This is a genomic window from Pseudomonas sp. DW-iso3, assembly GCF_058725305.1.
Genome location: NZ_JBZXDZ010000007.1, coordinates 25570 through 49398, shown reverse-complemented (window position 1 = coordinate 49398; position 23829 = coordinate 25570). Strand labels below are relative to the sequence as shown.

Genomic DNA, 23829 nt, shown 5'->3' with positions numbered 1-23829 from the left:
AGCTGTAGGACTGGCACCTAACCGATTTGGCGGGCAGAGCGCCGAATCAGCCCGATCACCGGCAACAGGCCTACCAGCACCAGTGTCAACGCGGGCAAAGAAGCCCGCGCCCATTCGCCTTCACTGGTCATTTCAAAGATCCGCACGGCCAGGGTGTCCCAGCCGAACGGGCGCATCAGCAGGGTCGCGGGCATTTCCTTGAGCACATCGACAAAGACCAGCAGCGCTGCGCTCAAGGTCCCCGGCAGCAGCAACGGCAGATACACTTTGCAAAACAGTCGTGGACCGCATACGCCAAGACTGCGCGCGGCTTCCGGCAAGGAGGGCCGGATGCGCGCCAGGCTGTTTTCCAAGGGTCCATAGGCCACCGCCAGGAATCGCACCAGATACGCCAGCACCAGTGCCGACAGGCTGCCCAACAGCAATGGCTTGCCCGCGCCGCCGAACCAGCCGGACAACGGCACCACCAGTTCACGGTCCAGATAGCTGAACGCCAACATGATCGATACCGCCAGCACCGAACCCGGCAAGGCATAACCGACATTGGCCAGACTGATGCCGGAGCGGATCGCCCGCGTTGGCGCCAGCCGGTTGGCAAAGGCCAGCACCAGCGCCACGCTGACCGTGATCAAGGCGGCGATCCCGCCCAGGTAAAGGGTGTGGATGATCAGGCCCGAATAACGCTCATCCAGATCGAAGCGACCACGCTGCCAGAACCAGACGACCAGTTGCAGCATCGGGATGACAAACGCACAGGCGAACACCAGCCCGCACCAGCCACTGGCCGCCGCCGCCTTGACCCCCCGCAGACGGTACAGCGCCTTGCCCCGTGGTCGCTCGTTGCTCGGTCGGCTGGCACCCCGAGCGCGACGCTCGCCATACAGCACCAGCATCACCACCAACAGCAACAGGCTGGCCAACTGGGCAGCGCTGGAAAGGCTGAAAAAGCCGTACCACGTCTTGTAGATGGCGGTGGTGAACGTGTCGAAGTTGAACACCGAAACCGCACCGAAATCCGCCAGGGTCTCCATCAACGCCAGCGCAACCCCGGCGCCAATCGCCGGCCGCGCCATAGGCAAGGCCACGTGCCAGAACGCTCGCCATGGCGATTGCCCCAGCACCCGTGCAGCCTCCATCAAGCCTTTGCCCTGGGCCAGGAATGCAGTGCGCGCCAGCAGGTAGACGTAGGGGTAGAACACCAGCACCAGGACGATGATCACACCGCCGGTGGAGCGCACCCGTGGCAGGCGCAGCCCGGTGCCGAACCATTCGCGCAGCAGGGTTTGCACAGGCCCGGAGAAGTCCAGCAGCCCCACAAACACGAACGCCAGAACATACGCAGGGATGGCGAAGGGCAGCATCAACGCCCAGTCAAGCCAGCGCCGGCCGGGGAATTCGCAGAGGCTGGTCAGCCACGCCAGGCTGACACCCAGCACGGTTACGCCGACACCGACTCCCGACACCAGGGTCAGTGTGTTGCCCAGCAGGCGCGGCATCTGGGTTTCCCAGAGGTGCGACCAGATTTGTGCGTCGATACTTTGCCAGGACAGCAGCAGTACGCTCAGCGGCAGCAGCACCAGGGCGGCAACGGTGAAGACCGGCAGGTACCAGCGGCGTTGGGCGGGGTGGGCCAAGGAAAAGCTCTCAGGCAAATGAAGATTTTGAAGTCACCGCTAACCCATGTGGGAGCTGGCTTGCCTGCGATGCAGGCACCTCGGTGTATCAGTGATACCCAGGTGATGCTATCGCAGGCAAGCCAGCTCCCACATTTGATCGGCGGTGCAGTTGAGGCCGAGCTTAGTTCCAGCCAGCTCGATCCATCAACCGGATCGCCTCGGCCTGGCGCTTGCCCGCCACTTCCACCGGCAAGGTGTCCGCCACGAACTTGCCCCAGCTCGCCACTTCCGCCGACGGCGCCACGGCCGGGTTGGCCGGGAACTCCTGGTTCACGTCGGCAAAGATCTTCTGCGCCTCAGGCGTGGTCATCCACTCCACCAGCGCCTTGGCGGCTTCCGGGTGCGGCGCGTGCTGGGTCAGACCGATGCCCGACAGGTTCACATGCACGCCACGGTCGCCCTGGTTCGGCCAGAACAGTTTTACCGCCAGGTCCGGCTTCTGCTTGTGCAGGCGGCCGTAGTAGTAGGTGTTGACGATGCCTACGTCGCACTGCCCGGCGTTGATCGCTTCCAGCACGGCGATGTCATCGGAGAACACGTCGGTGGACAGGTTGTTCACCCAGCCCTTGACGATTTCTTCGGTCTTGGCCGCACCGTGGGTTTCGATCAAGGTGGCGGTCAGCGACTGGTTGTAGACCTTTTTCGCCGTGCGCAGGCACAGGCGGCCCTCCCACTGCTTGTCGGCCAAGGCTTCGTAGGTGGTGAGGTCGCCCGGTTTTACCCGGTCGGTGGAATAGGCGATGGTCCGCGCGCGCAGGCTCAAGCCGGTCCAGGTATGTTTTGAAGAGCGATATTGCAGGGGGATGTTCTTGTCGATCACCGGGGAGGTGAACGGTTGCAGAATGCCCATCTGCTCGGCCTGCCAGAGGTTGCCGGCGTCGACGGTAAGCAGCAGGTCGGCGGTGGCGTTTTCGCCCTCGGCCTTGATACGCTGCATCAGCGGGGCTTCCTTGTCGGTGATGAACTTCACCTGCACGCCGGTTTTCTGGGTGTAGGCATCGAACACCGGCTTGATCAGTTCATCGATGCGCGAGGAGTAGACCACCACTTCGTCGGCGGCCTGCACGGTGGTGCTGCCGATCAAGGTGAGTGCCAGAGCAGTCAGGAGGCGCTTGGGTGCCAACATGGGGGCAGTCTCTCATTTGCAAAAAGAGGGCAAATGATAAGGACTCACATTTGGTAGCGCTTGGTGGAGGCGTTACCAGATGTTGCATAGCCAGCATTTTGCGGTGGAGCTGATGGCCTCTTCGCGGGCAAGCCCGCTCCCACAGGGACCGGGCTTCAATGTCAGGGTTTGGCCAGGTCAGGGAGATCGCCGGTCAGGCCCAGCGCCTGGCGTACAAACACGGCCTTGGCTTCGGGCATCTGGTCGACCAGCTTCAAACCGGCATTACGCAACCAGCGCAGCGGTAGTTGGTCAGCCTGGAACAGCCGCTCGAAACCTTCCATCGCCGCCATCAGCGCCAGATTGTGCGGCATGCGTCGGCGTTCGTAGCGGCTCAGCACCTTCACATCTGCCAGGCGCTCGCCGCGCTCGGTCGCCGACAGCAGCACTTCGGCCAGTGTCGCGGCGTCAAGAAAGCCCAGGTTCACGCCCTGCCCTGCCAATGGGTGGATGACGTGGGCCGCGTCGCCGATCAATGCCAGGCCTTCGGCCACGTAGCGTTTGGCGTGACGCTGGCGCAACGGCACGCAGACGCGCGGGTCGGCGCTCAGCACCGTACCGAGACGACCTTCAAAAGCCCGCTCCAGTTCGCGGCAGAAGCTTTCATCATCCAGCGCCATCAAGCGCTCGGACTCGGCCGGCGTCGTCGACCAGACGATCGAACACCAATCCTCCTGCCCGTCCCGCACAAGCGGCAGGAACGCCAGCGGGCCGGTGTCGGTAAAGCGTTGCCACGCCGTGCGCTGGTGCGGCTCGCTGCTGCGCACGCTGGTGACGATGGCGTTATGCAGGTAGTCCCATTCGCGGGTCGCGGTGCCGGTCAGGCGGCGCACGGCGGAGTTGGCACCATCGGCAGCCACCACCAGCGGCGCGCGCAACGTGCGGCCGTCGGCCAGGGTCAGCAACCAGTCATCGCCGGAGCGGCGCATCTGTTCCAGGCGTGCATTGGCCAGCAGGCCCAGGTCGCAGTCATGCAGGCGGTCGAGCAAGGCATCCTGCACAACGCGGTTCTCGACGATGTGCCCGAGCACCTCGGCATGCACGCTGGCCGCCGAGAAGTGGATCTGCCCGGTGCCGCTGCCGTCCCACACCTGCATCTCGCCGTAAGGACTGGCGCGCCGAGACACGATGCCATCCCACACGCCCAGGCGCTCGAGGATGCGCTGGCTGGCGGCCGACAAGGCGCTCACCCGTGGCTCGAAGGCCGCGTCACGGTCGAACGGCTTGACGCTCAGCGGGCTGCCGTCAAGCAGCAGCACCTGCAGGCCACTGCCCTGCAACGCCAGCGCCAGGGCGCTTCCGACCATTCCGGCCCCGACAATCAGCACATCTGCGCGCATGTCCATGCTTTAAGCCTGTCTCACTGGCGGCTTGCGCCGCACGTAAAGGGTTTTGTCGACCCGCGCCACCAGGGTGCCGGAGCCGTCATGAATCTGCACCTTGAGGTGGGGCAGGTACTTCTCGCCACCTTCGGTGTGTCGACGAATCTCGTCCAGCAAGGCTTCGTCGATGGAAAATTCGGCATACACCGGGCCTTTGCCCGGCGAGACAAAGTCGATGCTCGCGGCCTTGTCCCACACGATGTAGTCGCGGCCCAGGTTCTCCATCAGCATCAGCATGTAGAACGGATCAACCATCGAATACAGGCTGCCGCCGAATTGCGTGCCGACATAGTTGCGGTTGTACCAGCCCAGGCCCATGCGCACTTTAACCTGACGAAAATCGGCGCTCATATGCCGCACGCTGACCCCCGCGCCCAGGTACGGTGGATACAGGGTCATGATCCAACGCAACAACCGCGCCTTGCCGAGGCGTTCGATCAACCACTTACGCATCGGGGCGCGTGCCCAGGCCCATGGCCTGACGGGCGAACCAGCGCTTGGCCGGCGGCAACAGATCCAGGCCCAGCAGGCCCATGTTGCGACCCAGCGCGACCAACGGCTGGGCGCTGCCGAACAGGCGCGTGACCTGGTCGGAGAAGCCCACGGTGAGTTTCTGGTCGAGGCGCTGTCGGTCCCGATAGCCCTGCAAGGTGGCCAGGTCACCCGGCACTTGCGGCCCGGCCAGCAAAGCATCGGCCAACGCATTCGCATCACGCAGGGACAGGTTGAAGCCCTGTCCGGCAATCGGGTGCAGGCTGTGGGCGGCATTGCCAAGGACCGCCAGGTGCGAGCGCACTTGTTCCTCGGCTTCAACCAACGTCAGCGGGTACAGATGACGAGCGCCCACTTGCTTCAGCGTGCCCAGGCGGTAGCCGAACACGCCCTGCAATTCACTCAGGAAGCTGCGTTCGTCGAGATTGGCCAGGCGTTGCGCGTCCATGCCGATGCGGGTCCACACCAGCGCGCAGCGGTTGTCCGGCAGTGGTAGCAAGGCCATCGGGCCTTCATCGGTGAAACGCTCGAACGCTTCGCCGTTATGGGATTCGCTGGGGGTGATGTTGGCGATCAGCGCGCTCTGGTTGTACGGGCGGGTTTTCACGCCAATACCCAATTGCTCGCGCAGGCCGGAGCGGCCACCGTCAGCCAGTACGGCGAGGTCGCATTCCAGGACGGTTTCATCGTTGAGCGTCAGGCGGTAGCCATCGGGCAGCGGCTCCATGCGCGTGACTTCCGCCGGACAACGCCAGCTGACCACGTCTTTATCCAGGCCTTGCCACAGGCATTGGCCCAGCCAAGCGTTTTCCACCACATAACCGAGCGCCGGCACGCCCTCTTCCATGGCAGACAGCCGCGCGGTAGAGAAGCGTCCACGGTCGGACACGTGGATCTGTTTGATCGGCTCGGCGCGACGGGCGATGTCCTGCCACAGGCCCAGGCGCTGATAGATCTGCCGCGCGCCGTAGGACAAGGCGGAAGAGCGCGCATCGTAGCTTGGCTGGTAGTGGTCGCCCGGCGCGAAGGGTTCGATCAGCACGATCTTCCAGCCCCGCGCCTTGGCCCCGGCCTGCAACGCCAACGCCAGGCTGGCGCCTACCAGGCCGCCGCCGATGATTGCCAGATTGACCCGGCTCATCGGGCAGCCGCCATCAGCGCTTCGATGTCGGCCACGGTTTTGGGCACACCGCCGGTCAGGATTTCACAGCCTTGCTTGGTCACTACCACGTCGTCCTCGATGCGTACGCCAATGCCACGCCATTTCTTTGCCACAGTCTGGTTGTCCGGCGAAATATAGATGCCCGGCTCCACGGTCAACGCCATGCCGACTTCCAGCACCCGCCATTCACCGCCCACTTTGTACTCGCCCACGTCATGCACATCCATGCCCAGCCAGTGGCCGGCGCGGTGCATGTAGAAGGCTTTATACGCTTCGTTGGCGATCAGCTCGTCAACGTCACCTTGCAACAATCCCAGCTTCACCAGCCCGGCGGTGATGACCTGCACCGTCGCCTCGTGGGCCTGGTTCCAATGCTTGTCCGGAGCGATCTCGGCAAACGCGGCTTCCTGGGAAGCCAGTACTATTTCGTAGATCGCCTTCTGTTCCGGCGAAAACTTGCCATTGACCGGCCAGGTGCGGGTGATGTCACTGGCGTAGCAGTCGATCTCACAACCGGCGTCGATCAGCACCAGGTCGCCGTCCTTGAGCACCGCGTCATTCTGCTGGTAATGCAGGATGCAGCTGTTGCGCCCGGCGGCGACGATGGAGCCATAGGCTGGCATCTTCGCGCCGCCTTTGCGAAATTCATAATCCAGCTCGGCTTCCAGGCTGAACTCATGCAAGCCGGCCCGGCTGGCCTGCATCGCCTTCACGTGGGCCGCGCAGGAGATTCGCGCGGCCTCGCGCATCACCTTCACTTCTGCCGCCGATTTATACAGGCGCATGTCGTGGAGCAGATGATCCAGGGCAACGAATTCGTTCGGCGGTTGGGCGCCCAGATGGGCTTTGGAGCGGATCACATTGATCCAGTCCATCAGGTGCCGATCGAACTCGGCGTTGCTGCCCATGGCCGAATACACCCGGTCGCGGCCTTCGATAAGGCCGGGCAGGATGTCGTCGATATCGGTGATGGGGAACGCGTCGTCCGCGCCAAAGTCACGGATCGCGCCTTCGGTGCCGGCGCGCAGGCCGTCCCACAGTTCGCGTTCGGCATTGCGCTCACGGCAGAACAGCACGTACTCGCCGTGCTGGCGACCCGGCATCAGCACGATCACCGCTTCCGGCTCGGGGAAGCCACTCAGGTACTGGAAGTCACTGTCCTGGCGGTACACGTGCTCGACATCACGGTTGCGGATCGCCACGGCAGCGGCCGGCAGGATCGCGATGCTGTTGGGTTCCATCTGCGCCATGAGCGCCTTGCGGCGCCGGGTGTATTCCGCTCGGGGGATATGGATCATGGGCAGATGGGCTTCCTTTTTAGTGCAGCGACGGCTTGGGTGCAGCAGGCTCAGCGGACTTCTTGGTCTCGGTGAACAGCAGCAACGGCGCGACGCGCAGGTATTCCATGACTTCCATGTAGTCGCCTTCACCGTCTTCGGATTCTTCCAGGGCATCTTGCACCTGGGAGATGGCGGCCAAGTCCTGCAACACTTCCTTGGCGTCGGTGCTCAGTTCCAGGCCGCCGGCGTTGACGCCGAAACCGTGGAGGAAGCCTTGGCACCATTGGCCCAGGGCGGCGGCGCGCTCGGCGAGCGGCGCGTCGTCGGTCGGCAGCAGCAGGACCACGGTGACGTCATCACCGGTCAGCTCGCCCTTGACCATCTCTTGCAGGCCGATCAGCGCGTTGCGCACGTTGTCGGTCGGTTCGGTTTCCAGCAGCTCGGCCACGTCTGCCAGCCAGTTGTCGGCATCAAAGCCAACGCCGGTGCAACTGCGGCCCAGCAACACGCCGTGCAGTTCGGCAGGCGAGCATGGGTGGCCGCTGGTGCTCAGCAGTTTGGAAAAAGCGTCGTACGGGGAGTTCTGAATAGGCATGGTGAGCTAGGCGCCAGACGGCGCAATGTCTAGAATGGAGCGCTGTATCCTAGCACCGGCAGACGTACCAAGACTATCAAGGGCGTCAGATCGTTTATCCTGCAGTTGCCATTCATCAGACAAATCCAGTGGAACCCAATGGAAGACACCGACCTGCAAGCGCTGATGGCCAGACTCGAATTGCTAATTACTCGGGTCGAGCAACTTAAGAGTCAAAACGGACTCCTATTAGCTCAGGAAAAGACCTGGCGCGAGGAACGCGCTCACCTCATTGAAAAAAACGAAATCGCCCGGCGTAAGGTCGAATCGATGATTTCGCGCCTGAAGGCCCTGGAGCAAGACTCATGAGTTCAAGCAATAGCGTCACCGTGCAGATCCTCGACAAAGAGTATTCGATCATTTGCCCCCAGGAGGAGCGCAGCAACCTGGTGAGCGCCGCCCGCTACCTGGATGGCAAGATGCGTGAGATCCGCAGCAGCGGCAAAGTCATCGGCGCCGACCGCATCGCCGTGATGGCCGCCCTGAATATCACCCACGATTTACTGCATAAGCAGGAACGCCCTGACGTGCAGGCCAGCGGCTCGACGCGTGAGCAGGTGCGTGACCTGCTGGAGCGTGTCGATCTGGTGCTTTCCAGCGATTCAGACGCACCCAAGGGCTGATTGCGGCGACTGTTTAAGGTATACTCGCCCCACTCCCTGGCGTGTTTGCCAGTCGGCGATGTCCCTGAGCCGATTCGCACTACCCTGGAAGTTGCACGTTGGGCTGGTGTGCATGTCCGCTAGACGGAAAGCCTTAAAGCCTACTGCATCTTCCACCTTGAACTTTCGGGTTCAAGGGCTAAGTCGACAGCGGCTCTGTCGGGGAGCCTGAATTCCCAAACTCAATGCCAGTCCTCGGACTGGCATTGTTTTATGAGCCGAAACCATGACCGAACCTGCGCCGCTTTCCCGTCCGCAACTTCGACGCATGTTGCGCAAAGCCCGCCGCGCCCTCACGCCGAGCGAGCAGCGCAAGGCCGCCCACGGCCTGTATCGGCAACTGGCACAGCACCCGCTGTTTCGTCGGGCCAAACATATTTCCTTGTATCTACCGACGGACGGTGAAATCGATCCGCGCCTGCTGTTGCGTGCAGCCCAGCGCCGGGGCAAGGCCACCTACCTGCCGGTGCTCAGCGCCTGGCCACGGACCAAGATGGTGTTCCAGCGCGTAAGGCCCGGGGAAAAGCTGCTGCCCAATCGCTTTCGTATCCTGGAACCACGGGTGAATATCAGCCGCCAACGCAAGGTCTGGGCGCTGGACCTGGTGCTGCTGCCGTTGGTGGGTTTCGATGATGCAGGAGGACGCCTGGGCATGGGCGGCGGGTTCTACGATCGCAGCCTGGCCTACCTGGCGCGCCGTCAGAGCTGGCGCAAGCCGACGCTGCTGGGCCTGGCCCACGAATGTCAGAAGGTCGATCGATTGGCACAGGCAAGCTGGGATGTGCCGCTGGCGGGCACCGTCACCGATAAGCGTTGGTATATTGCGAAGACGCCACTGGAGTCAGCGGCGCCTTAGAAGAGGGGTCAGCGTTTGAACGGTTGCGGCTGCTGCTGAGCCAGTTCAACGGGTGCATCGGTCTTGTTCGACCATAAGCTTTGGGCATACCCGGTGGTCACGACGCCCAGACCAAACAAAATCACCAAAATCCATAGTAAATCCGGTTTACGTTGCATCGATTGCCCCCCTGCAGGCACCTCGTACACGATGACAACAACGTTCCAAAGTAGTCCGTTGCAGCTGCGTCAAGCTTTAAAAGCCGGCATTCTGCGGTAACGTGAACCAACACGCAAACCTTGACGCCAACCGACTGTCGGTTTGTCATCAAATTGCCTGACAACTTGCCCACTGCTTTTTTCAGGAGCCCAAAAATGGCCTATTGGCTGATGAAATCCGAGCCCGACGAACTCTCTATCAAAGGCCTGGAAAAGCTCGGCGAAGCCCGCTGGGACGGGGTGCGCAATTACCAGGCGCGCAACTTCCTGCGTGCCATGGCGGTGGGTGACCTGTTTTTCTTCTACCACTCCAGCTGCCCGGAGCCAGGCATTGCCGGCATCGGTAAAATCGTTGAAGCGGCCTACCCGGACCCGACCGCGCTGGAGCCCGAAAGCCACTACTTCGACGCCAAAGCCACCCCGGAAAAAAATCCGTGGAGCGCGATCACCGTCGCCCATGTCCAGACTTTTCCCAACGTGTTGGGCCTTGGTTACCTGAAGCAGCAAACCGCCCTGGCCGAACTGCCCCTGGTACAAAAAGGCAGCCGGTTATCGGTGATGGCCGTCACGCCCGAGCAATGGGCTGCCGTGATCAATTTGCTTTAACTGATCGGTATCAAGGCCCCGCCGGGGCAAACCGTTCAAACTAGGACGCTAATGCCGCAGGAAGCAGCCATGTCGACGAATCACCACACCTCCCGTCTTTTCGCCATCGCCCTCATCGCCCTGTTGTTGGGTGCCGGTGGCTTCGGCTACTGGCGCTCCACCCAGGACCGCCTGCCCGAGGGCCTGAGCATGGGCAATGGCCGCCTGGAATCCACCGAAGTGCAGATTGCCGCCAAGATCCCCGGGCGCCTCGCCGAAGTGCGGGTGGACGAAGGCGACAAGGTGCTCAAGGGCCAGCTACTTGCACGCATGGACACCCGCACGCTGGAAGCCCAACGCGCACAGGCCGAAGCCGAAGTACTGCGCGCCAAGGAAAACTTCGCCGCTGCCGAAGCCAATGTGCAACTGCGACAAAGCGAACAACTGCTGGCGAACCAGGAACTCAGGCGCACCCAAGAGTTGTACAAGCGCGGCTTCGCCAGCAGCCAACTGATCGACCAGCAGCAAGCGCGTCAGAACACCGGCAATGCGGCGGTGGTTGCCGCACAAGCCCAGGTAGCCTCGGTGAAAGCCGCCATCGGCGCAGCCCAAGCCCAGGTGGCCCAACTCACCAGCGAGATCGATGACAGCAGCCTGCGCGCGCCCATCGACGGAATTATCCAATTGCGTCTGGCCGAGCCTGGCGAAGTGCTGGGCGCGGGAGGACGCGTACTGTTGCTGATCGATCCCAACGACCAATACATGAACCTCTACCTGCCCGCCTCCGTCACCGGCCGCCTCACCGTTGGCAGCGACGCACGCATCCTGCTCGATGCCCTGCCCGACCAACCACTGCCGGCCAAGATCAGCTTTGTAGCCGCCAAATCCCAGTTCACGCCCAAAGAAGTGGAAACCCGCGACGAACGCCAGAAACTGGTGTTTCGCGTCAAACTGCGCCTGACCCAACCCAGCGCCGTGCCGCAAGCCAAACCCGGCATGCCCGGCGCAGGCTACGTGCGCACGGCTGACATCGACTGGCCGGCCAACCTGCGATGAGCGCCCTGGCGCTGCAGGCGACGGGGATCAACCACCGCTACGGCCAGGAACAGGCCCTGGTCGACATCACTTTCAACCTGCCGGCCGGTACGCGCTGCGGGTTGATCGGCCCGGATGGCGCGGGCAAGTCGAGCCTGCTGGGCTTGATCGCCGGGGTTAAAAAGCTTCAGGACGGTCAGTTGAACGTGCTTGGCGGTGCGATTGAAGATCGCCGCCACCGCAATAGCCTGTACCCGCGCATCGCCTTCATGCCTCAAGGGCTGGGCGGCAACTTGTATCCCGAGTTGTCCATCAGCGAAAACATCCGTTTCTTTGCCACACTGTTTGGCCTGTCGAAAGCCGACTGCGAACAGCGCATGCACAACCTGCTGCTGTCCACCGACCTTGCGCGCTTCGCCGACCGCCCGGCCGGCAAACTCTCCGGAGGAATGAAACAAAAGCTCGGCCTGTGTTGCGCGCTGATCCACGACCCGGACTTGTTGATCCTCGACGAGCCCACCACCGGCGTCGACCCGCTTTCACGCAGACGCTTCTGGGAGCTAGTCGAAAGCGTACGCGGCGAACGCCCGCAACTGACACTGCTGGTGGCCACGGCCTACATGGAGGAAGCCGAGCAATTCGAACATTGCCTGATGCTCGATCGCGGCAAGCTGATTGCGGACGGGCTGAGCAGTGAATTGGCTGACGCAACACCCAGCGGCAAACTGGACGAGGCCTTCACCCACTTCCAGGGCAACAGCGCCCACAGCAACCAGCCGCTGCTGATCCCACCGCGAGAAAGCGACACCACCGACATCGCCATCGAAGCCCACGACCTGACCCTGCGTTTCGGCGATTTCACGGCGGTAAACAAGGTCAGCTTCGCCATCGGCCGAGGCGAGATCTTCGGCTTCCTCGGCTCCAACGGCTGCGGCAAGACCACCACCATGAAGGTGCTCACCGGGCTGATGCCCGCCACCGAAGGCAGCGCGACCCTGCTGGGCAACCCGGTCAACGCCAAGGACCTGGCGACCCGCAAGCGCGTGGGTTTCATGTCGCAAAGCTTCTCACTGTATGGCGAGCTCAGCGTGCGCCAGAACCTGGTGCTGCATGCGCAACTGTTCGACTTACCCAAGGCCGAGAGTGGCCCGCGCATTGATGAGCTGATCCAGCGCTTCGATCTCGGTGACGTCGCCGAACAACCGTCCGGTGAACTGCCCCTCGGCCTGCGCCAGCGCTTGTCATTGGCGGTGGCGGTGCTGCATCGCCCGGAAGTGCTGATCCTCGACGAACCCACGTCGGGCGTCGACCCGGCCGCACGGGATGACTTCTGGCGGTTGCTGATCGAGCTGTCCCGCGAACAAGGTGTGACCATCTTCCTGTCCACCCACTTTATGAACGAAGCCCAGCGCTGCGACCGCATCTCCCTGATGCACGCGGGCGAGGTGCTGGCCTGCGATACGCCGGATGCGCTGCAACGGCAATTCCACGGCGATACGCTGGAAGCAGCGTTCGTCACCTGCCTGGAACAGGCTCAAGGCGAAGCCAAATCCGCTGCCCCCACCGCAACCGTCAGCGAAACCGGGGCGCCGCCCGTGAGCAAACGCGGTTTCAGCCTGGCTCGCCTGTTAGCCGTGGCCAGCCGCGAAGGCAAGGAACTGCTGCGCGACAAAGTACGCATGGCCTTCGCGCTGCTGGGCGCGATGTTCATGATGGTGATCTTCGGCTACGGCATTTCCCTGGATGTGGAAAACCTCGCCTTCGCCATCTACGACCAGGACCAGACGCCGCAAAGCCGTGCCTACCTGGAGGGGTTTCGCAGTTCACGCTATTTCGCCGAGCAGCCGCCCATCCGGGACTCGAATGAACTGCACCGGCGCCTGCAACGCTCGGAAATCAAACTGGCCCTGGAGATCCCTCCCGGTTTTGGTCGCGACCTCTACGCCGGTCGCCAGCCCAGCGTAGCCGCATGGCTCGATGGCGGCATGCCGTTTCGCGCGGAAACCAGCCGTAACTATGTAGAGGCCGTGCACCAGGAGAACCTGCAGCAACTGGCCGAACTGAGCAGCCTGCCCCGCAACCACCCAGCGGCCGCCAAGCTGGAAACGCGCTTTCGCTATAACCAGGACGTGGTCAGCGTCAACGCCATCGGCCCCGGTGTGATGGCGCTGATCCTGGCGTTCATCCCGGCGATGCTCACCGCCCTCGGCATCGTGCGCGAGAAGGAGTTGGGCTCTATCACCAACTTCTACGCCACGCCGCTGACCCGTCTGGAATTCCTGCTCGGCAAACAAACGCCGTACCTGGCCGTGAGCCTGGTCAACCTGGCGGTATTGGTGGCAATGAACCGCTGGCTGTTCGGCGTGCCGTTCAAGGGCAGCGGCCTGACGCTGGCGTTTGGCGGCCTGCTCTACGTGCTGGCGACCACCAGCATGGGCCTGCTGATTTCTGCGTTCACCCGTACGCAGATCGCGGCGATCCTCGGCACCATGATCATCACCAGTCTGCCGACCATCCAGTTCTCCGGGCTGATCGTGCCGCGCTCGTCCCTGGAAGGTGCGGCGGCATTGATGGGCATGCTGTTCCCGGCAGGGCACTTCCTGGATATCGCCGTGGGCACGTTCACCAAGGCCCTGGACCTGCGCCAGTTGTGGCCACAGTGCTTGGCGCTGTTCGGGTTTTTCGTCGGGTTCACCGGACTGAGCCTGATCATGCTCAAGAAGCAGGAGGCCTGATGCATAAGTTCGCGCACATCCTGCGTCTGGGCATAAAGGAACTGACCAGCCTGCGCCACGACGGCGTGTTGCTGCTGTTTCTGTTCTACGCCTTCACCGTCGCCATCTATATGCCCGCCGCCGGTTCAGTGATCGGCGTGCACAATGCCAGCGTGGCATTTGTCGATGAAGACCACAGCTCGCTCTCCCGCCAGATGGCCGAGGCGCTGCAACCGCCCGAGTTTCAAGCGCCCATTCCTCTGGCCTATGACCAGTTGGACAAGGTCATGGACAGCGGCGAATACACCTTCGTGATCAATGTGCCGGCGAACTTCCAGGCAGACCTGCTGGCAGGGCGCCAACCGGGCGTGCAGGTGAATGTCGACGCCACGGCGATGAGCCAAGCGTTCATGGGCGCGGGCTATATCGGGCGGATTTTCCAGCGGGAACTGCTGACCTATAGCGGGCAAGCCGCCGCCAACCAGGCGCCCGCCCTGCTCACTACCCGCGCGCTGTTCAACACCAACCTGGAAGGCGGCTGGTTCCTGGCGGTGATCCAGATCGTCAACAACATCACTATTCTCGCCATTATCCTGACCGGCACCGCGCTGCTGCGCGAACGCGAGCACGGTACCCTCGACCATTTGCTGGTGCTGCCGCTGACGGCGCTGGAGATCATGTTGGCAAAAATCTGGAGCAATATGCTGGTGGTGGTGCTGTGCACCTGGCTGTCGCTGGAAGTGGTGGTCAAAGGACTGCTTGGCGTGCCGCTGGCCGGGTCGCTGGGGCTGTTCCTGTTCGTGACGGCGCTGTACCTGTTTGCCAGTACGGCGCTGGGGATTTTCCTCGCGACGCTTGCCCGCTCGACACCGCAGTTCGGCCTGCTGGCGATTCCAGTCATTATCCCGATGCTGCTGCTCTCAGGCGGCAGCACGCCGCTGGACAGCATGCCCGAGTGGTTGCAGTGGGTGATGCAGGGCTCGCCATCGACGCACTTTGTGAGTTTGAGTGCGGCGATTCTGTTTCGCGATGCAGGCGTGAGCGTGGTGTGGCCGGACGTGCTGGCGCTGGCGGGGATTGGGTTGCTGTTTTTTGCAGTGGCGTTGGCGAGGTTCCGCAAGAGCCTCGCGTCGTAGCCTGTCGGAGCCTGCTCACAATAGAAGCCAGGCCCCATGGGGCTTAGGTGGATTACTGGATGATCAGGTTGTTGAACAACAGGTCTTCCACCACCGGCTTGCCCGTCTCGTCGCTCATCACTTGTTGGGTTTGCTTGAGCGCTTCCTGGCGCAGCTTTTCCTTGCCTTCGACGGTGCTCATGGCCTCGTTGGTCTGCTGGGTGAACAGCGCTACCAGCTGGTTGCGGATCAATGGATCATTGGCTTTCACCAGTGCCGCCGCTTCGGCGCCCGTCACGCGCAAAGCGATGTCGGCCTTGAATACCTTGAGTTTCGCCGTGCCATCCAGGCCATAGTTACCCACGAACGGCGGGCTCAGGCTGATATAGCTGACCTTCGGCGCCTCGCCTTCTTTGGCTTCTTCGGCCTGGGCTGCCATCGGCAAAGTCAGGGCCAGCATCAACAGGATCCACGCTTTCACAGTTCATTCCTCAAATTCGGTTGCCGGGTAGCATAACGCTAGCAAGGCTGAGCACAAGCTTATGGCGGCTTATCAGGCCGGGGCATGCTTGTTGACCCACGCGCCTGCCCTCCTACACTTATCGGCCACGACGCCAAAAGGAATAGTCCGATGAAAGCTGTGCTGTGCAAAGCCTTCGGCCCTGCCGAAACCCTGGTGCTGGAAGATGTCGCAAGCCCAACGATCAAGAAGAACGAGATCCTGTTGGACGTGCATGCCGCCGGGGTCAATTTCCCGGACACGCTGATCATCGAGGGCAAGTACCAGTTCAAACCGCCCTTCCCGTTTTCGCCGGGTGGCGAAGCAGCGGGCGTGGTCAGTGAAGTGGGGGAAAAGGTCAGCCACTTGAACGTCGGTGACCGCGTCATGGCGCTGACGGGCTGGGGCAGCTTTGCCGAACAAGTCGCAGTGCCCAGCTACAACGTGCTGCCGATCCCACCGAGCATGGACTTCAACACTGCAGCGGCTTTCAGCATGACCTACGGCACGTCCATGCACGCGCTGAAACAACGGGCCAACCTGCAACCCGGCGAAACCCTGTTGGTACTCGGCGCCTCCGGTGGCGTGGGCCTGGCCGCCGTGGAAATCGGCAAAGCCATGGGCGCACGGGTGATCGCTGCTGCCAGTAGCGCCGATAAACTCGAAGTGGCCAAGGCCGCTGGCGCCGATGAGCTGATCAACTACAGCGAAGCCAGCCTGAAAGACGAAATCAAGCGCCTCACCGACGGCAACGGCGCCGATGTGATCTACGACCCGGTGGGTGGCGACCTGTTTGATCAGGCGATCCGCGCCATTGCCTGGAACGGCCGTTTGCTGGTGGTGGGGTTTGCCAGCGGGCGCATTCCGGAGCTGCCAGTGAACCTGGCGCTGCTCAAGGGCGCGGCGGTGGTTGGGGTGTTCTGGGGCTCGTTTGCCCAGCGCCAGCCGCAGGACAATGCGGCGAATTTCCAACAGCTGTTCACGTGGTATGCCGAGGGCAAGTTGAAGCCGTTGGTGTCCCAGGTGTATCCGCTGGAACAGGCCGCCCAGGCAATTAATGATTTGGGACAGCGCAAGGCGGTGGGCAAGGTAGTCGTGCAAACTCGCTAAACGATGTGAAATGCGGTCAATGTGGGAGCGGGCTTGCTCGCGAATGCGGTGGTTCAGTGACACATGCACTGGCTGACCCACCGCTTTCGCGAGCAAGCCCGCTCCCACCTTTGGATCTCCAGCGTCTCACAAACTCAATCACGACCAGCACTTATCTAATCGCGACATGTTCATAAGAGAACATGCAATTGCTCTCATTTCCTGTGTTTGCAGATAAGAGGCGATGCTATTTTCGGTAACGAAACTGTAACATTCGCATCCGCAGTCAAAACAAGAAATTTGGAGCTCTTGAATGTTTGCTTTCTTTCGTCCTGCCGCACATCAGGCGCCCCTGCCTGAAGAAAAAATAGACAGTACCTACCGACGCCTGCGCTGGCAGATCTTCGCCGGCATTTTCTTCGGGTACGCCGGGTACTACCTGCTGCGCAAGAACTTCTCCCTGGCTATGCCCTACCTGATCGACGAGGGTTATACCCGAGGCGAACTCGGCCTGGCGATGTCGGCTATTGCGATTGCCTACGGCCTGTCCAAGTTCCTCATGGGCCTGGTGTCCGACCGCTCCAACCCACGCTACTTCCTGCCCTTCGGCCTGCTGGTTTCCGCCGGGGTGATGTTCATTTTCGGTTTCGCACCTTGGGCGACGTCCAGCGTGACCATGATGTTCATTTTGCTGTTCATCAACGGTTGGGCCCAAGGCATGGGCTGGCCGCCAAGTGGACGCACCATGGTGCACTGGTGGTCGCAGAAAGAACGCGGCGGCGTGGTTTCCGTATGGAACGTGGCGCATAACGTCGGCGGCGGCCTGATCGGTCCGCTGTTCCTGCTGGGCATGGCTTGGTTCAACGACTGGCATGCGGCGTTCTACGTGCCGGCCACCGTGGCATTGCTGGTGGCGGCGTTTGCCTTCATTACCATGCGCGACACCCCGCAATCGGTAGGCCTGCCGCCTATCGAGAAGTACAAGAACGACTACCCGGAAGGTTACGACGCCAGCCACGAAGACGAATTCAGCGCCAAGGAAATCTTCGTCAAATACGTGCTGCGTAACAAAATGCTGTGGTACATCGCCTTCGCCAACGTATTCGTCTACCTGCTGCGCTACGGCGTGCTGGACTGGGCGCCGACCTACTTGAAAGAAGCCAAGCACTTCACGGTCGACAAGTCGTCGTGGGCGTACTTCTTCTACGAGTGGGCCGGTATTCCGGGCACCCTGCTGTGCGGCTGGATGTCGGACAAGATCTTCCGTGGCAACCGTGGCCTCACCGGCATTGTGTTCATGGCACTGGTGACCGTGGCGACCCTGGTGTACTGGCTCAACCCGCCGGGCAACCCGATGGTCGACATGATCGCGCTGTTCTCCATTGGCTTCCTGATCTATGGCCCGGTGATGCTGATCGGCCTGCAGGCGCTGGAACTGGCACCGAAGAAAGCCGCCGGCACCGCCGCGGGTTTCACCGGTCTGTTCGGTTATCTGGGGGGTTCGGTGGCGGCCAGTGCGGCCATGGGCTACACCGTGGACCATTTCGGCTGGGACGGTGGTTTCGTGCTGCTGATCGGCGCGTGTCTATTGGCCATCGCCTTCTTGATCCCAACGCTGTGGCACACCAACAGCGTCAGCTCGGCGCGCTAACCGCCTGAGCAACTCTTTGCACAACGCTTGAGCCGCGCCTCCAGGTTCTTATCTGGCATGGCGTGGCTACGCAGGGCGTTGACGGTCTGCTCGACATAATCGCGAGTCGTGCCGTAACGCCCGCAAGCGCTCTGCAACACATGGTTCAGCACAACGTCGGGCAAGTTGCCGGCATAGCTGGGCAAGTGCCGCTCCAAGACAAATCCCAACGCCTGCACCGTACTGCCATCTTCGAGACGGCAACTGAGCCAATGCGGCCGGTAGGAGGGATAAGGCATCTCGCGCTGCCACAAAGCGTAGAGCGAGGCCTCCAGCTGATCTTCCGGCAAGCGGTAGGCAAACCCGCTGCAGGAGCCGCCGCGATCCAGCCCAAAGACCAACCCCGGAATTTCCGGTGTTCCCCGATGCTCATGGGACCACAGGTACAGGCCCCGGTGATAACCATGAACCCGTGCCCGCATCCGCTCGGTCGACGAGCATTCAGGGCGCCAGATCAGCGAACCATAAGCGAAAAGCCAGACCGGCCCACCCTTATGCAGGGCCATGGTGGCCTGCATCGAGCTCATTAACTGTTCGTGAGTGAGTTGCGGCCCAAGATCGAGCCGCGGAGGGTAAGCCAATTGCAAAAGATCAGTTTCAATGGCGGTCATGACGAAGAGCGTTACGCCTCCTATGTATTACCAGTTGTAAGCAACTTTACCGTAATAAAACCTGCAGCAATAAGCCGCCTGTCTCAGATATAGCTTAAGGACATTTGTATAAGACACTAAATACCGTAAGTGAATAAGTACGGATATATGCCCGACAGCCATTCGTCAGCATTACGCGTGCCAATTCCGTCACTTTCAGCCCCGGTTCAGCCTGGGAGCGCACCAAACCGTCAACATAGTGCACACCCATCACGACCCACCTAGCCGTCCATCACACCGACTATCGAGGTCGTACCCATGAAAAGATTCCGACTGCCTGGCCTGCTGTTCCTGGCCCAGGCCACCACCGCACTGGCGGGCGAAATACCCGCAACCGATGACGACAAAGGCTTCTGGTACGCACAGACGAGCGTCTACACCCGGCATTTTGCGCCCGACCCCGAGCACAACAACAACCAGGACCTGATCGGCCTGGAGCGCAATGAAGCGTCAGGCTTTGTGTATGGCGGGGCGACGTTTCGCAACTCGTTCCGGCAGCGCTCGTACTATGCGTACGCAGGCAAGCGCTACGATATGGCCGACTATCCGGTGTATGTGAAGCTGACGGGCGGGGCGATCCAGGGCTATCGCGGCAAGTACCGCGACAAGATCCCGTTGAACCGTTTTGGCGTAGCGCCGGTGATCATTCCGTCGGTGGGCACCCATTACGGGCCAGTGGCGGCGGAATTAGTGTTGCTGGGGTTCAATGCCGCGATGGTGACCACAGGCGTGCGCTTCTGACACAGACACGACGCAGTCCACTGTGGGAGCGGGCTTGCTCGCGAATGCGGAGTATCAGTGTGCAAATATGTTGACTGACACTATGCATTCGCGAGCAAGCCCGCTCCCACAGTTTGATCAGCGTACATCCGTGATGCAGGTGATCGCTTCAGGGCCGAGGGGCGTAAGCAAACACGTCCGCACGCATCTGGTGCGCGTCCATACCGGCATCCACCAGCGCATCCAGGGTGCCGTATATCATCGCCGGTGAACCGCTGGCGTAGACGTGCACCGACTTGAGGTCGGCAATGTCTTCGCACACCGCTTCATGCAACAGCCCGCAGCGCCCTTCCCAACCGCACAGGTCGCTGACGACTTTGTGCAGGAACAGGTTGGGCAGTTGCAGCCACTGGTCCCAGTGTTCGATCTGGTAGAAATCTTCCGGACGGCGCACGCCCCAGTACAGGTGGACAGGGTGCTTGAAGCCGGAGGCGCGGCAATGCTCGATCAGGCTGTGCATCTGCGCCATGCCGGTGCCAGCGGCGATCAACACCAGCGGCCCGTCCGGCAGCTCGGCTAGGTGAGTATCCCCAAAAGGCAGCTCTACGCGAGCCATTTGGTTGCGTTGCAGTTGCGCAAGCAAGGTGCGCGCGCTGTCCTCGCGGGCCAGCACATGCAGCTCCAGCTCGCGCCCGGCATGGGGTGCCGAGGCCAGGGAGAACGCGGACTGCTCACCGCTCTCGCGCTCGATCATCAGGTATTGCCCGGCGTGGTAACGCACCGCCTTGCCGGCCGGCGCACGTAGGCGCACGCGCCACACATCGCCACCCACCTCGACGCATTCACTCAATTGGCACGACAACTTGCGCAACGGCAACTCTCCCGGCGCCAGCACGCCATCCCACAACACAATGCAATCTTCCAGCGGCTCGGCGATACAGGTGTAGAACTCGCCGTGATCACGCACTTCACCGGCCTGCTGCACCCGGCCTTCCACCAAGAGCGCGGCGCACACATGGCACACGCCGTTGCGGCAGGCCTGGGGGCATTCGTAGCCCAGGCGGCGCGCGCCTTCGAGGATTCGCTCGCCAGGGACCAGCTCCAGCACGGCGCCGGAAGGTTGCAGGGTTACTCGCATCAATCTATTCCCAATTCTTTCCAGATCGCATCGACACGGGCGGTGACGGCTTCATCCTTGACGATCACCCGGCCCCACTCGCGGGTGGTTTCACCCGGCCACTTGTGGGTGGCGTCCAGGCCCATCTTCGAACCCAGGCCCGACACCGGCGAGGCGAAGTCGAGGTAGTCGATCGGCGTGTTGTCGATCATCACCGTGTCGCGCTTGGGATCCATACGCGTAGTGATGGCCCAGATCACGTCGTTCCAGTCGCGGGCATTGATGTCGTCATCGGTGACAATAACGAACTTGGTGTACATGAACTGTCGCAAAAACGACCACACACCGAGCATTACCCGCTTGGCGTGACCTGGGTACGACTTCTTCATGGTCACGATGGCCATGCGGTACGAGCAGCCTTCCGGCGGCAGGTAGAAGTCGGTGATCTCCGGGAATTGCTTCTGCAGGATCGGCACGAACACTTCGTTGAGCGCCACGCCCAGGATAGCCGGCTCATCCGGCGGACGGCCGGTGTAGGTGCTGTGGTAGATCGGCTTGATCCGGTGGGTGATGCGCTCGACGGTGAACACCGGGAAGCTGTCGACTTCGTTGTAGTAGCCGGTGTGGTCGCCGTACGGGCCTTCATCGGCCATTTCACCCGGATGAATCACGCCTTCCAGGATGATTTCGGCAGTGGCCGGTACTTGCAGGTCGTTGCCGCGGCACTTCACCAGTTCGGTGCGGTTACCGCGCAACAGGCCGGCGAAGGCATATTCGGACAGACTGTCGGGCACCGGGGTCACGGCGCCGAGGATGGTGGCCGGGTCGGCACCCAGTGCCACGGAGACCGGGAACGGCTTGCCGGGGTGTTTTTCGCACCATTCGCGGAAGTCCAACGCGCCGCCACGGTGGCTCAACCAACGCATGATCACCTTATTGCGGCCGATCACTTGCTGGCGGTAGATACCGAGGTTCTGGCGATCCTTGTTCGGACCTTTGGTGACGGTCAGGCCCCAGGTGATCAGCGGGCCGACGTCGCCAGGCCAGCAGGTTTGCACCGGGAGCATGGCCAGGTCGACATCATCGCCTTCGATGACTACTTCCTGGCACACCGCGTCCTTGACCACTTTGGGGGCCATGGCAATGATCTTGCGGAAGATCGGCAGCTTCGACCAGGCATCCTTGAGCCCCTTGGGCGGCTCGGGCTCCTTGAGGAAGGCCAGCAACTTGCCAATCTCGCGCAATTCGCTGACTGACTCGGCGCCCATGCCAAAGGCCACGCGTTCGGGCGTACCGAACAGGTTGCCGAGCACCGGGATATCAAAGCCGGTCGGGTTCTCGAACAGCAGCGCCGGGCCCTTGTTACGCAAGGTACGGTCGCAAATCTCAGTCATTTCCAGCACCGGGGAAATCGGCATCTGGATACGTTTCAACTCTCCGCGCTGCTCAAGTTGCTGCACGAAATCCCGAAGATCCTTGAATTTCATTAACCATGCCACCCGTAAAATAGGCGTACATCCTACCTGCTATGGCGGCGGCTGGCAGCTTATCGCGATGTATTTGGTTACGGAGAATGCTTAAAAAACGGCACAAAAAAAATGGCACCCCTGAGGGCGCCATTCTTTCGGACCTGAAACGTCGTATTACTTACGCTTCATCGACAGGAAGAACTCGTCGTTGGTCTTGGTGGTTTTCAGCTTGTCGATCAGGAACTCGATGGCAGCCACTTCATCCATCGGGTGCAGCAGCTTGCGCAGAATCCACATGCGCTGCAGTTCGTCGTCGGCGGTCAGCAACTCTTCGCGGCGGGTGCCGGAGCGGTTGATGTTGATCGCCGGGAACACGCGTTTTTCCGCGATGCGACGGTCCAGGGGCAGTTCCATGTTACCGGTACCCTTGAACTCTTCGTAGATCACTTCGTCCATCTTCGAACCGGTTTCAACCAATGCGGTGGCGATAATGGTCAGCGAGCCGCCTTCTTCGATGTTCCGCGCGGCGCCGAAGAAACGCTTCGGTTTCTCCAGGGCGTGGGCATCGACACCACCGGTCAATACCTTGCCGGAGCTCGGGATCACGGTGTTGTAGGCACGGGCCAGACGGGTGATGGAGTCGAGCAGGATCACCACGTCCTTCTTGTGTTCGACCAGGCGCTTGGCCTTCTCGATCACCATTTCGGCAACCTGTACGTGACGGGTTGGCGGTTCATCGAACGTGGAGGCAACCACTTCGCCGCGCACGGTGCGCTGCATTTCGGTCACTTCTTCCGGACGCTCATCGATCAACAGCACGATCAGGTGAACTTCAGGATTGTTACGCGCGATGTTCGCTGCAATGTTCTGCAGCATGATGGTCTTACCGGCTTTCGGCGGTGCAACGATCAGACCACGCTGGCCTTTGCCGATCGGGGCGCACAGGTCGATCACACGACCGGTCAAGTCTTCGGTGGAACCGTTACCGGCTTCCATCTTCATGCGCACGGTCGGGAACAGCGGGGTCAGGTTCTCGAAGAGAATCTTGTTCTTCGCGTTCTCGGGACGATCGAAGTTGATCGTGTCGACCTTGAGCAGGGCGAAGTAACGCTCGCCTTCCTTCGGAGGGCGGATCTTGCCAACGATGGTGTCACCGGTGCGCAAGTTGAAGCGACGGATCTGGCTCGGCGAGACGTAGATATCGTCTGGGCCGGCAAGATAGGAGGCGTCAGCAGAGCGGAGGAAGCCGAAGCCGTCCTGGAGAATCTCCAGCACGCCATCACCGGAGATTTCCTCGCCGCTTTTCGCGTGCTTTTTCAGCAGGGAGAAAATCACGTCCTGCTTGCGCGAACGGGCCATATTTTCTATGCCCATTTCTTCGGCCAGCTGGAGCAGGTCGGTAATCGGCTTTTGCTTGAGTTCAGTCAGATTCATATAGGAATGACGTAATCATTTATGGAGGGGGGAAATTAAGCTTTTGGCTTAATGAGGCCGCGCCGCAGAGAAGGCGACAGGATCGCGTACTAATCGAAAAGGAGTGCGTCGGCGACGGCATGCAGGGGGCAGTGGAGAAACCAGTGCGGGGCCGAATGTACCACCTGAGTTTCGGAGCGTCTAGCCCTGTTTCACGAAAAAGCCCC

Annotated in this window: 23 protein-coding genes and 1 other RNA gene; 11 read left to right on the top strand and 13 right to left on the bottom strand. The window is 61.5% G+C overall.

Features of this window, described 5'->3' with window-relative positions; translation table 11 throughout:
- Positions 1–17: 17 nt before the first annotated feature.
- The 7 genes from AC4PS7_RS20870 to AC4PS7_RS20840 form a co-directional block, all read right to left on the bottom strand.
- Positions 18–1634 carry an ABC transporter permease gene (locus AC4PS7_RS20870; RefSeq protein WP_154847765.1) on the bottom strand — a complete coding sequence of 539 codons (1617 nt, stop codon included), beginning with the start codon at positions 1632–1634 and terminating at the stop codon, positions 18–20.
- A gap of 163 nt (positions 1635–1797) precedes the next feature.
- Entirely contained in the window at positions 1798–2802 is a 1005-nt protein-coding gene (locus tag AC4PS7_RS20865; RefSeq protein WP_010207376.1) for an extracellular solute-binding protein, read from the bottom strand.
- 161 nt (positions 2803–2963) lie between these two features.
- Positions 2964–4181 (bottom strand): 2-octaprenyl-3-methyl-6-methoxy-1,4-benzoquinol hydroxylase, encoded by a 1218-nt coding sequence (locus tag AC4PS7_RS20860; protein WP_175439656.1) that lies wholly within the window; start codon positions 4179–4181, stop codon positions 2964–2966.
- Positions 4182–4190: 9 nt separating this feature from the next.
- Entirely contained in the window at positions 4191–4676 is a 486-nt protein-coding gene (locus AC4PS7_RS20855; RefSeq protein WP_010207379.1) for a DUF4442 domain-containing protein, read from the bottom strand.
- Positions 4669–5856, bottom strand: a complete 1188-nt coding sequence (ubiH, locus tag AC4PS7_RS20850; RefSeq protein WP_010207380.1) for a 2-octaprenyl-6-methoxyphenyl hydroxylase — start codon at positions 5854–5856, stop codon at positions 4669–4671. The genes AC4PS7_RS20855 and ubiH overlap by 8 nt, the downstream gene beginning before the upstream one ends.
- Complete coding sequence (gene pepP, locus AC4PS7_RS20845) at positions 5853–7175, bottom strand: Xaa-Pro aminopeptidase (RefSeq protein ID WP_021492631.1); 1323 nt, start codon at positions 7173–7175, stop codon at positions 5853–5855. Before pepP ends, ubiH begins: the two co-directional genes overlap by 4 nt.
- A 19-nt stretch (positions 7176–7194) precedes the next feature.
- Positions 7195–7752: a YecA/YgfB family protein gene (locus AC4PS7_RS20840; protein ID WP_021492630.1), complete on the bottom strand. Its 558-nt coding sequence runs from the start codon at positions 7750–7752 to the stop codon at positions 7195–7197.
- A 138-nt stretch (positions 7753–7890) separates the two neighbouring features.
- Between AC4PS7_RS20840 and AC4PS7_RS20835 the strand changes: the two genes are divergently transcribed.
- From AC4PS7_RS20835 to AC4PS7_RS20820, 4 genes are all read left to right on the top strand, one after another.
- Positions 7891–8100: a TIGR02449 family protein gene (locus AC4PS7_RS20835; protein ID WP_007982902.1), complete on the top strand. Its 210-nt coding sequence runs from the start codon at positions 7891–7893 to the stop codon at positions 8098–8100.
- Positions 8097–8414: a cell division protein ZapA gene (locus AC4PS7_RS20830; protein ID WP_010207385.1), complete on the top strand. Its 318-nt coding sequence runs from the start codon at positions 8097–8099 to the stop codon at positions 8412–8414. Before AC4PS7_RS20835 ends, AC4PS7_RS20830 begins: the two co-directional genes overlap by 4 nt.
- A gap of 30 nt (positions 8415–8444) precedes the next feature.
- A non-coding RNA gene (gene ssrS, locus AC4PS7_RS20825) (6S RNA) lies at positions 8445–8623 on the top strand.
- A gap of 56 nt (positions 8624–8679) precedes the next feature.
- Positions 8680–9309, top strand: a complete 630-nt coding sequence (locus tag AC4PS7_RS20820) for a 5-formyltetrahydrofolate cyclo-ligase (RefSeq protein ID WP_010207386.1) — start codon at positions 8680–8682, stop codon at positions 9307–9309.
- Positions 9310–9317: 8 nt separating this feature from the next.
- Here AC4PS7_RS20820 and AC4PS7_RS20815 read toward each other — a convergent pair whose 3' ends face one another.
- A complete protein-coding gene (locus tag AC4PS7_RS20815) occupies positions 9318–9467 on the bottom strand; it encodes a hypothetical protein (RefSeq protein ID WP_010207387.1) in 150 nt (49 codons plus the stop codon).
- A gap of 195 nt (positions 9468–9662) precedes the next feature.
- On the opposite strand from AC4PS7_RS20815, the gene AC4PS7_RS20810 reads away from it, so the two are divergent.
- From AC4PS7_RS20810 to AC4PS7_RS20795, 4 genes are all read left to right on the top strand, one after another.
- Positions 9663–10112, top strand: coding sequence for an EVE domain-containing protein (locus tag AC4PS7_RS20810; RefSeq protein ID WP_010207388.1), 450 nt, complete (start codon positions 9663–9665; stop codon positions 10110–10112).
- Between the two features lie 69 nt (positions 10113–10181).
- Positions 10182–11147, top strand: coding sequence for an HlyD family secretion protein (locus AC4PS7_RS20805; protein WP_021492627.1), 966 nt, complete (start codon positions 10182–10184; stop codon positions 11145–11147).
- Positions 11144–13861 carry a ribosome-associated ATPase/putative transporter RbbA gene (gene rbbA, locus AC4PS7_RS20800; RefSeq protein WP_431480317.1) on the top strand — a complete coding sequence of 906 codons (2718 nt, stop codon included), beginning with the start codon at positions 11144–11146 and terminating at the stop codon, positions 13859–13861. Before AC4PS7_RS20805 ends, rbbA begins: the two co-directional genes overlap by 4 nt.
- Positions 13861–14976 carry an ABC transporter permease gene (locus tag AC4PS7_RS20795; protein ID WP_010207394.1) on the top strand — a complete coding sequence of 372 codons (1116 nt, stop codon included), beginning with the start codon at positions 13861–13863 and terminating at the stop codon, positions 14974–14976. Before rbbA ends, AC4PS7_RS20795 begins: the two co-directional genes overlap by 1 nt.
- 52 nt (positions 14977–15028) lie before the next feature.
- Here AC4PS7_RS20795 and AC4PS7_RS20790 read toward each other — a convergent pair whose 3' ends face one another.
- Entirely contained in the window at positions 15029–15436 is a 408-nt protein-coding gene (locus tag AC4PS7_RS20790) for a flagellar basal body-associated protein FliL (protein WP_010207395.1), read from the bottom strand.
- 150 nt (positions 15437–15586) lie between these two features.
- Here AC4PS7_RS20790 and AC4PS7_RS20785 point away from each other — a divergent pair, with 150 nt between their 5' ends.
- Both AC4PS7_RS20785 and glpT read left to right on the top strand, forming a co-directional pair.
- Positions 15587–16564 carry an NADPH:quinone oxidoreductase family protein gene (locus tag AC4PS7_RS20785; RefSeq protein WP_021492625.1) on the top strand — a complete coding sequence of 326 codons (978 nt, stop codon included), beginning with the start codon at positions 15587–15589 and terminating at the stop codon, positions 16562–16564.
- A gap of 292 nt (positions 16565–16856) precedes the next feature.
- Positions 16857–18194 carry a glycerol-3-phosphate transporter gene (glpT, locus tag AC4PS7_RS20780; RefSeq protein ID WP_010207397.1) on the top strand — a complete coding sequence of 446 codons (1338 nt, stop codon included), beginning with the start codon at positions 16857–16859 and terminating at the stop codon, positions 18192–18194.
- Here glpT and AC4PS7_RS20775 read toward each other — a convergent pair.
- On the bottom strand, positions 18191–18844 hold the full coding sequence (locus tag AC4PS7_RS20775; RefSeq protein WP_021492624.1) for a gamma-glutamylcyclotransferase: 654 nt from the start codon (positions 18842–18844) through the stop codon (positions 18191–18193). The genes glpT and AC4PS7_RS20775 overlap by 4 nt on opposite strands.
- A 297-nt stretch (positions 18845–19141) precedes the next feature.
- On the opposite strand from AC4PS7_RS20775, the gene AC4PS7_RS20770 reads away from it, so the two are divergent.
- Positions 19142–19624, top strand: coding sequence for a hypothetical protein (locus AC4PS7_RS20770; RefSeq protein ID WP_010207399.1), 483 nt, complete (start codon positions 19142–19144; stop codon positions 19622–19624).
- A 148-nt stretch (positions 19625–19772) separates the two neighbouring features.
- Here the strand turns inward: AC4PS7_RS20770 and AC4PS7_RS20765 are convergent, their stop codons facing one another.
- From AC4PS7_RS20765 to rho, 3 genes are all read right to left on the bottom strand, one after another.
- Positions 19773–20741, bottom strand: coding sequence for a CDP-6-deoxy-delta-3,4-glucoseen reductase (locus AC4PS7_RS20765; protein ID WP_492179725.1), 969 nt, complete (start codon positions 20739–20741; stop codon positions 19773–19775).
- Entirely contained in the window at positions 20741–22207 is a 1467-nt protein-coding gene (gene ubiD / locus AC4PS7_RS20760; RefSeq protein ID WP_003176824.1) for a 4-hydroxy-3-polyprenylbenzoate decarboxylase, read from the bottom strand. The genes AC4PS7_RS20765 and ubiD overlap by 1 nt, the downstream gene beginning before the upstream one ends.
- A 156-nt stretch (positions 22208–22363) precedes the next feature.
- The gene (rho, locus tag AC4PS7_RS20755) at positions 22364–23623 is read right to left on the bottom strand and encodes a transcription termination factor Rho (RefSeq protein ID WP_003176825.1); all 1260 of its coding nucleotides are present in this window, start codon (positions 23621–23623) and stop codon (positions 22364–22366) included.
- Positions 23624–23829 lie beyond the last annotated feature (206 nt).

Coding starts and splice junctions, on each gene's coding strand:
- AC4PS7_RS20865 (WP_010207376.1), bottom strand. CDS start 2,802: ATGTTGGCACCCAAGCGCCTCCTGACTGCTCTGGCACTCACCTTGATC.
- AC4PS7_RS20860 (WP_175439656.1), bottom strand. CDS start 4,181: ATGCGCGCAGATGTGCTGATTGTCGGGGCCGGAATGGTCGGAAGCGCC.
- AC4PS7_RS20855 (WP_010207379.1), bottom strand. CDS start 4,676: ATGCGTAAGTGGTTGATCGAACGCCTCGGCAAGGCGCGGTTGTTGCGT.
- ubiH (WP_010207380.1), bottom strand. CDS start 5,856: ATGAGCCGGGTCAATCTGGCAATCATCGGCGGCGGCCTGGTAGGCGCC.
- pepP (WP_021492631.1), bottom strand. CDS start 7,175: ATGATCCATATCCCCCGAGCGGAATACACCCGGCGCCGCAAGGCGCTC.
- AC4PS7_RS20840 (WP_021492630.1), bottom strand. CDS start 7,752: ATGCCTATTCAGAACTCCCCGTACGACGCTTTTTCCAAACTGCTGAGC.
- AC4PS7_RS20835 (WP_007982902.1), top strand. CDS start 7,891: ATGGAAGACACCGACCTGCAAGCGCTGATGGCCAGACTCGAATTGCTA.
- AC4PS7_RS20830 (WP_010207385.1), top strand. CDS start 8,097: ATGAGTTCAAGCAATAGCGTCACCGTGCAGATCCTCGACAAAGAGTAT.
- AC4PS7_RS20820 (WP_010207386.1), top strand. CDS start 8,680: ATGACCGAACCTGCGCCGCTTTCCCGTCCGCAACTTCGACGCATGTTG.
- AC4PS7_RS20815 (WP_010207387.1), bottom strand. CDS start 9,467: ATGCAACGTAAACCGGATTTACTATGGATTTTGGTGATTTTGTTTGGT.
- AC4PS7_RS20810 (WP_010207388.1), top strand. CDS start 9,663: ATGGCCTATTGGCTGATGAAATCCGAGCCCGACGAACTCTCTATCAAA.
- AC4PS7_RS20805 (WP_021492627.1), top strand. CDS start 10,182: ATGTCGACGAATCACCACACCTCCCGTCTTTTCGCCATCGCCCTCATC.
- rbbA (WP_431480317.1), top strand. CDS start 11,144: ATGAGCGCCCTGGCGCTGCAGGCGACGGGGATCAACCACCGCTACGGC.
- AC4PS7_RS20795 (WP_010207394.1), top strand. CDS start 13,861: ATGCATAAGTTCGCGCACATCCTGCGTCTGGGCATAAAGGAACTGACC.
- AC4PS7_RS20785 (WP_021492625.1), top strand. CDS start 15,587: ATGAAAGCTGTGCTGTGCAAAGCCTTCGGCCCTGCCGAAACCCTGGTG.
- glpT (WP_010207397.1), top strand. CDS start 16,857: ATGTTTGCTTTCTTTCGTCCTGCCGCACATCAGGCGCCCCTGCCTGAA.
- AC4PS7_RS20775 (WP_021492624.1), bottom strand. CDS start 18,844: ATGACCGCCATTGAAACTGATCTTTTGCAATTGGCTTACCCTCCGCGG.
- AC4PS7_RS20770 (WP_010207399.1), top strand. CDS start 19,142: ATGAAAAGATTCCGACTGCCTGGCCTGCTGTTCCTGGCCCAGGCCACC.
- AC4PS7_RS20765 (WP_492179725.1), bottom strand. CDS start 20,741: ATGCGAGTAACCCTGCAACCTTCCGGCGCCGTGCTGGAGCTGGTCCCT.
- ubiD (WP_003176824.1), bottom strand. CDS start 22,207: ATGAAATTCAAGGATCTTCGGGATTTCGTGCAGCAACTTGAGCAGCGC.
- rho (WP_003176825.1), bottom strand. CDS start 23,623: ATGAATCTGACTGAACTCAAGCAAAAGCCGATTACCGACCTGCTCCAG.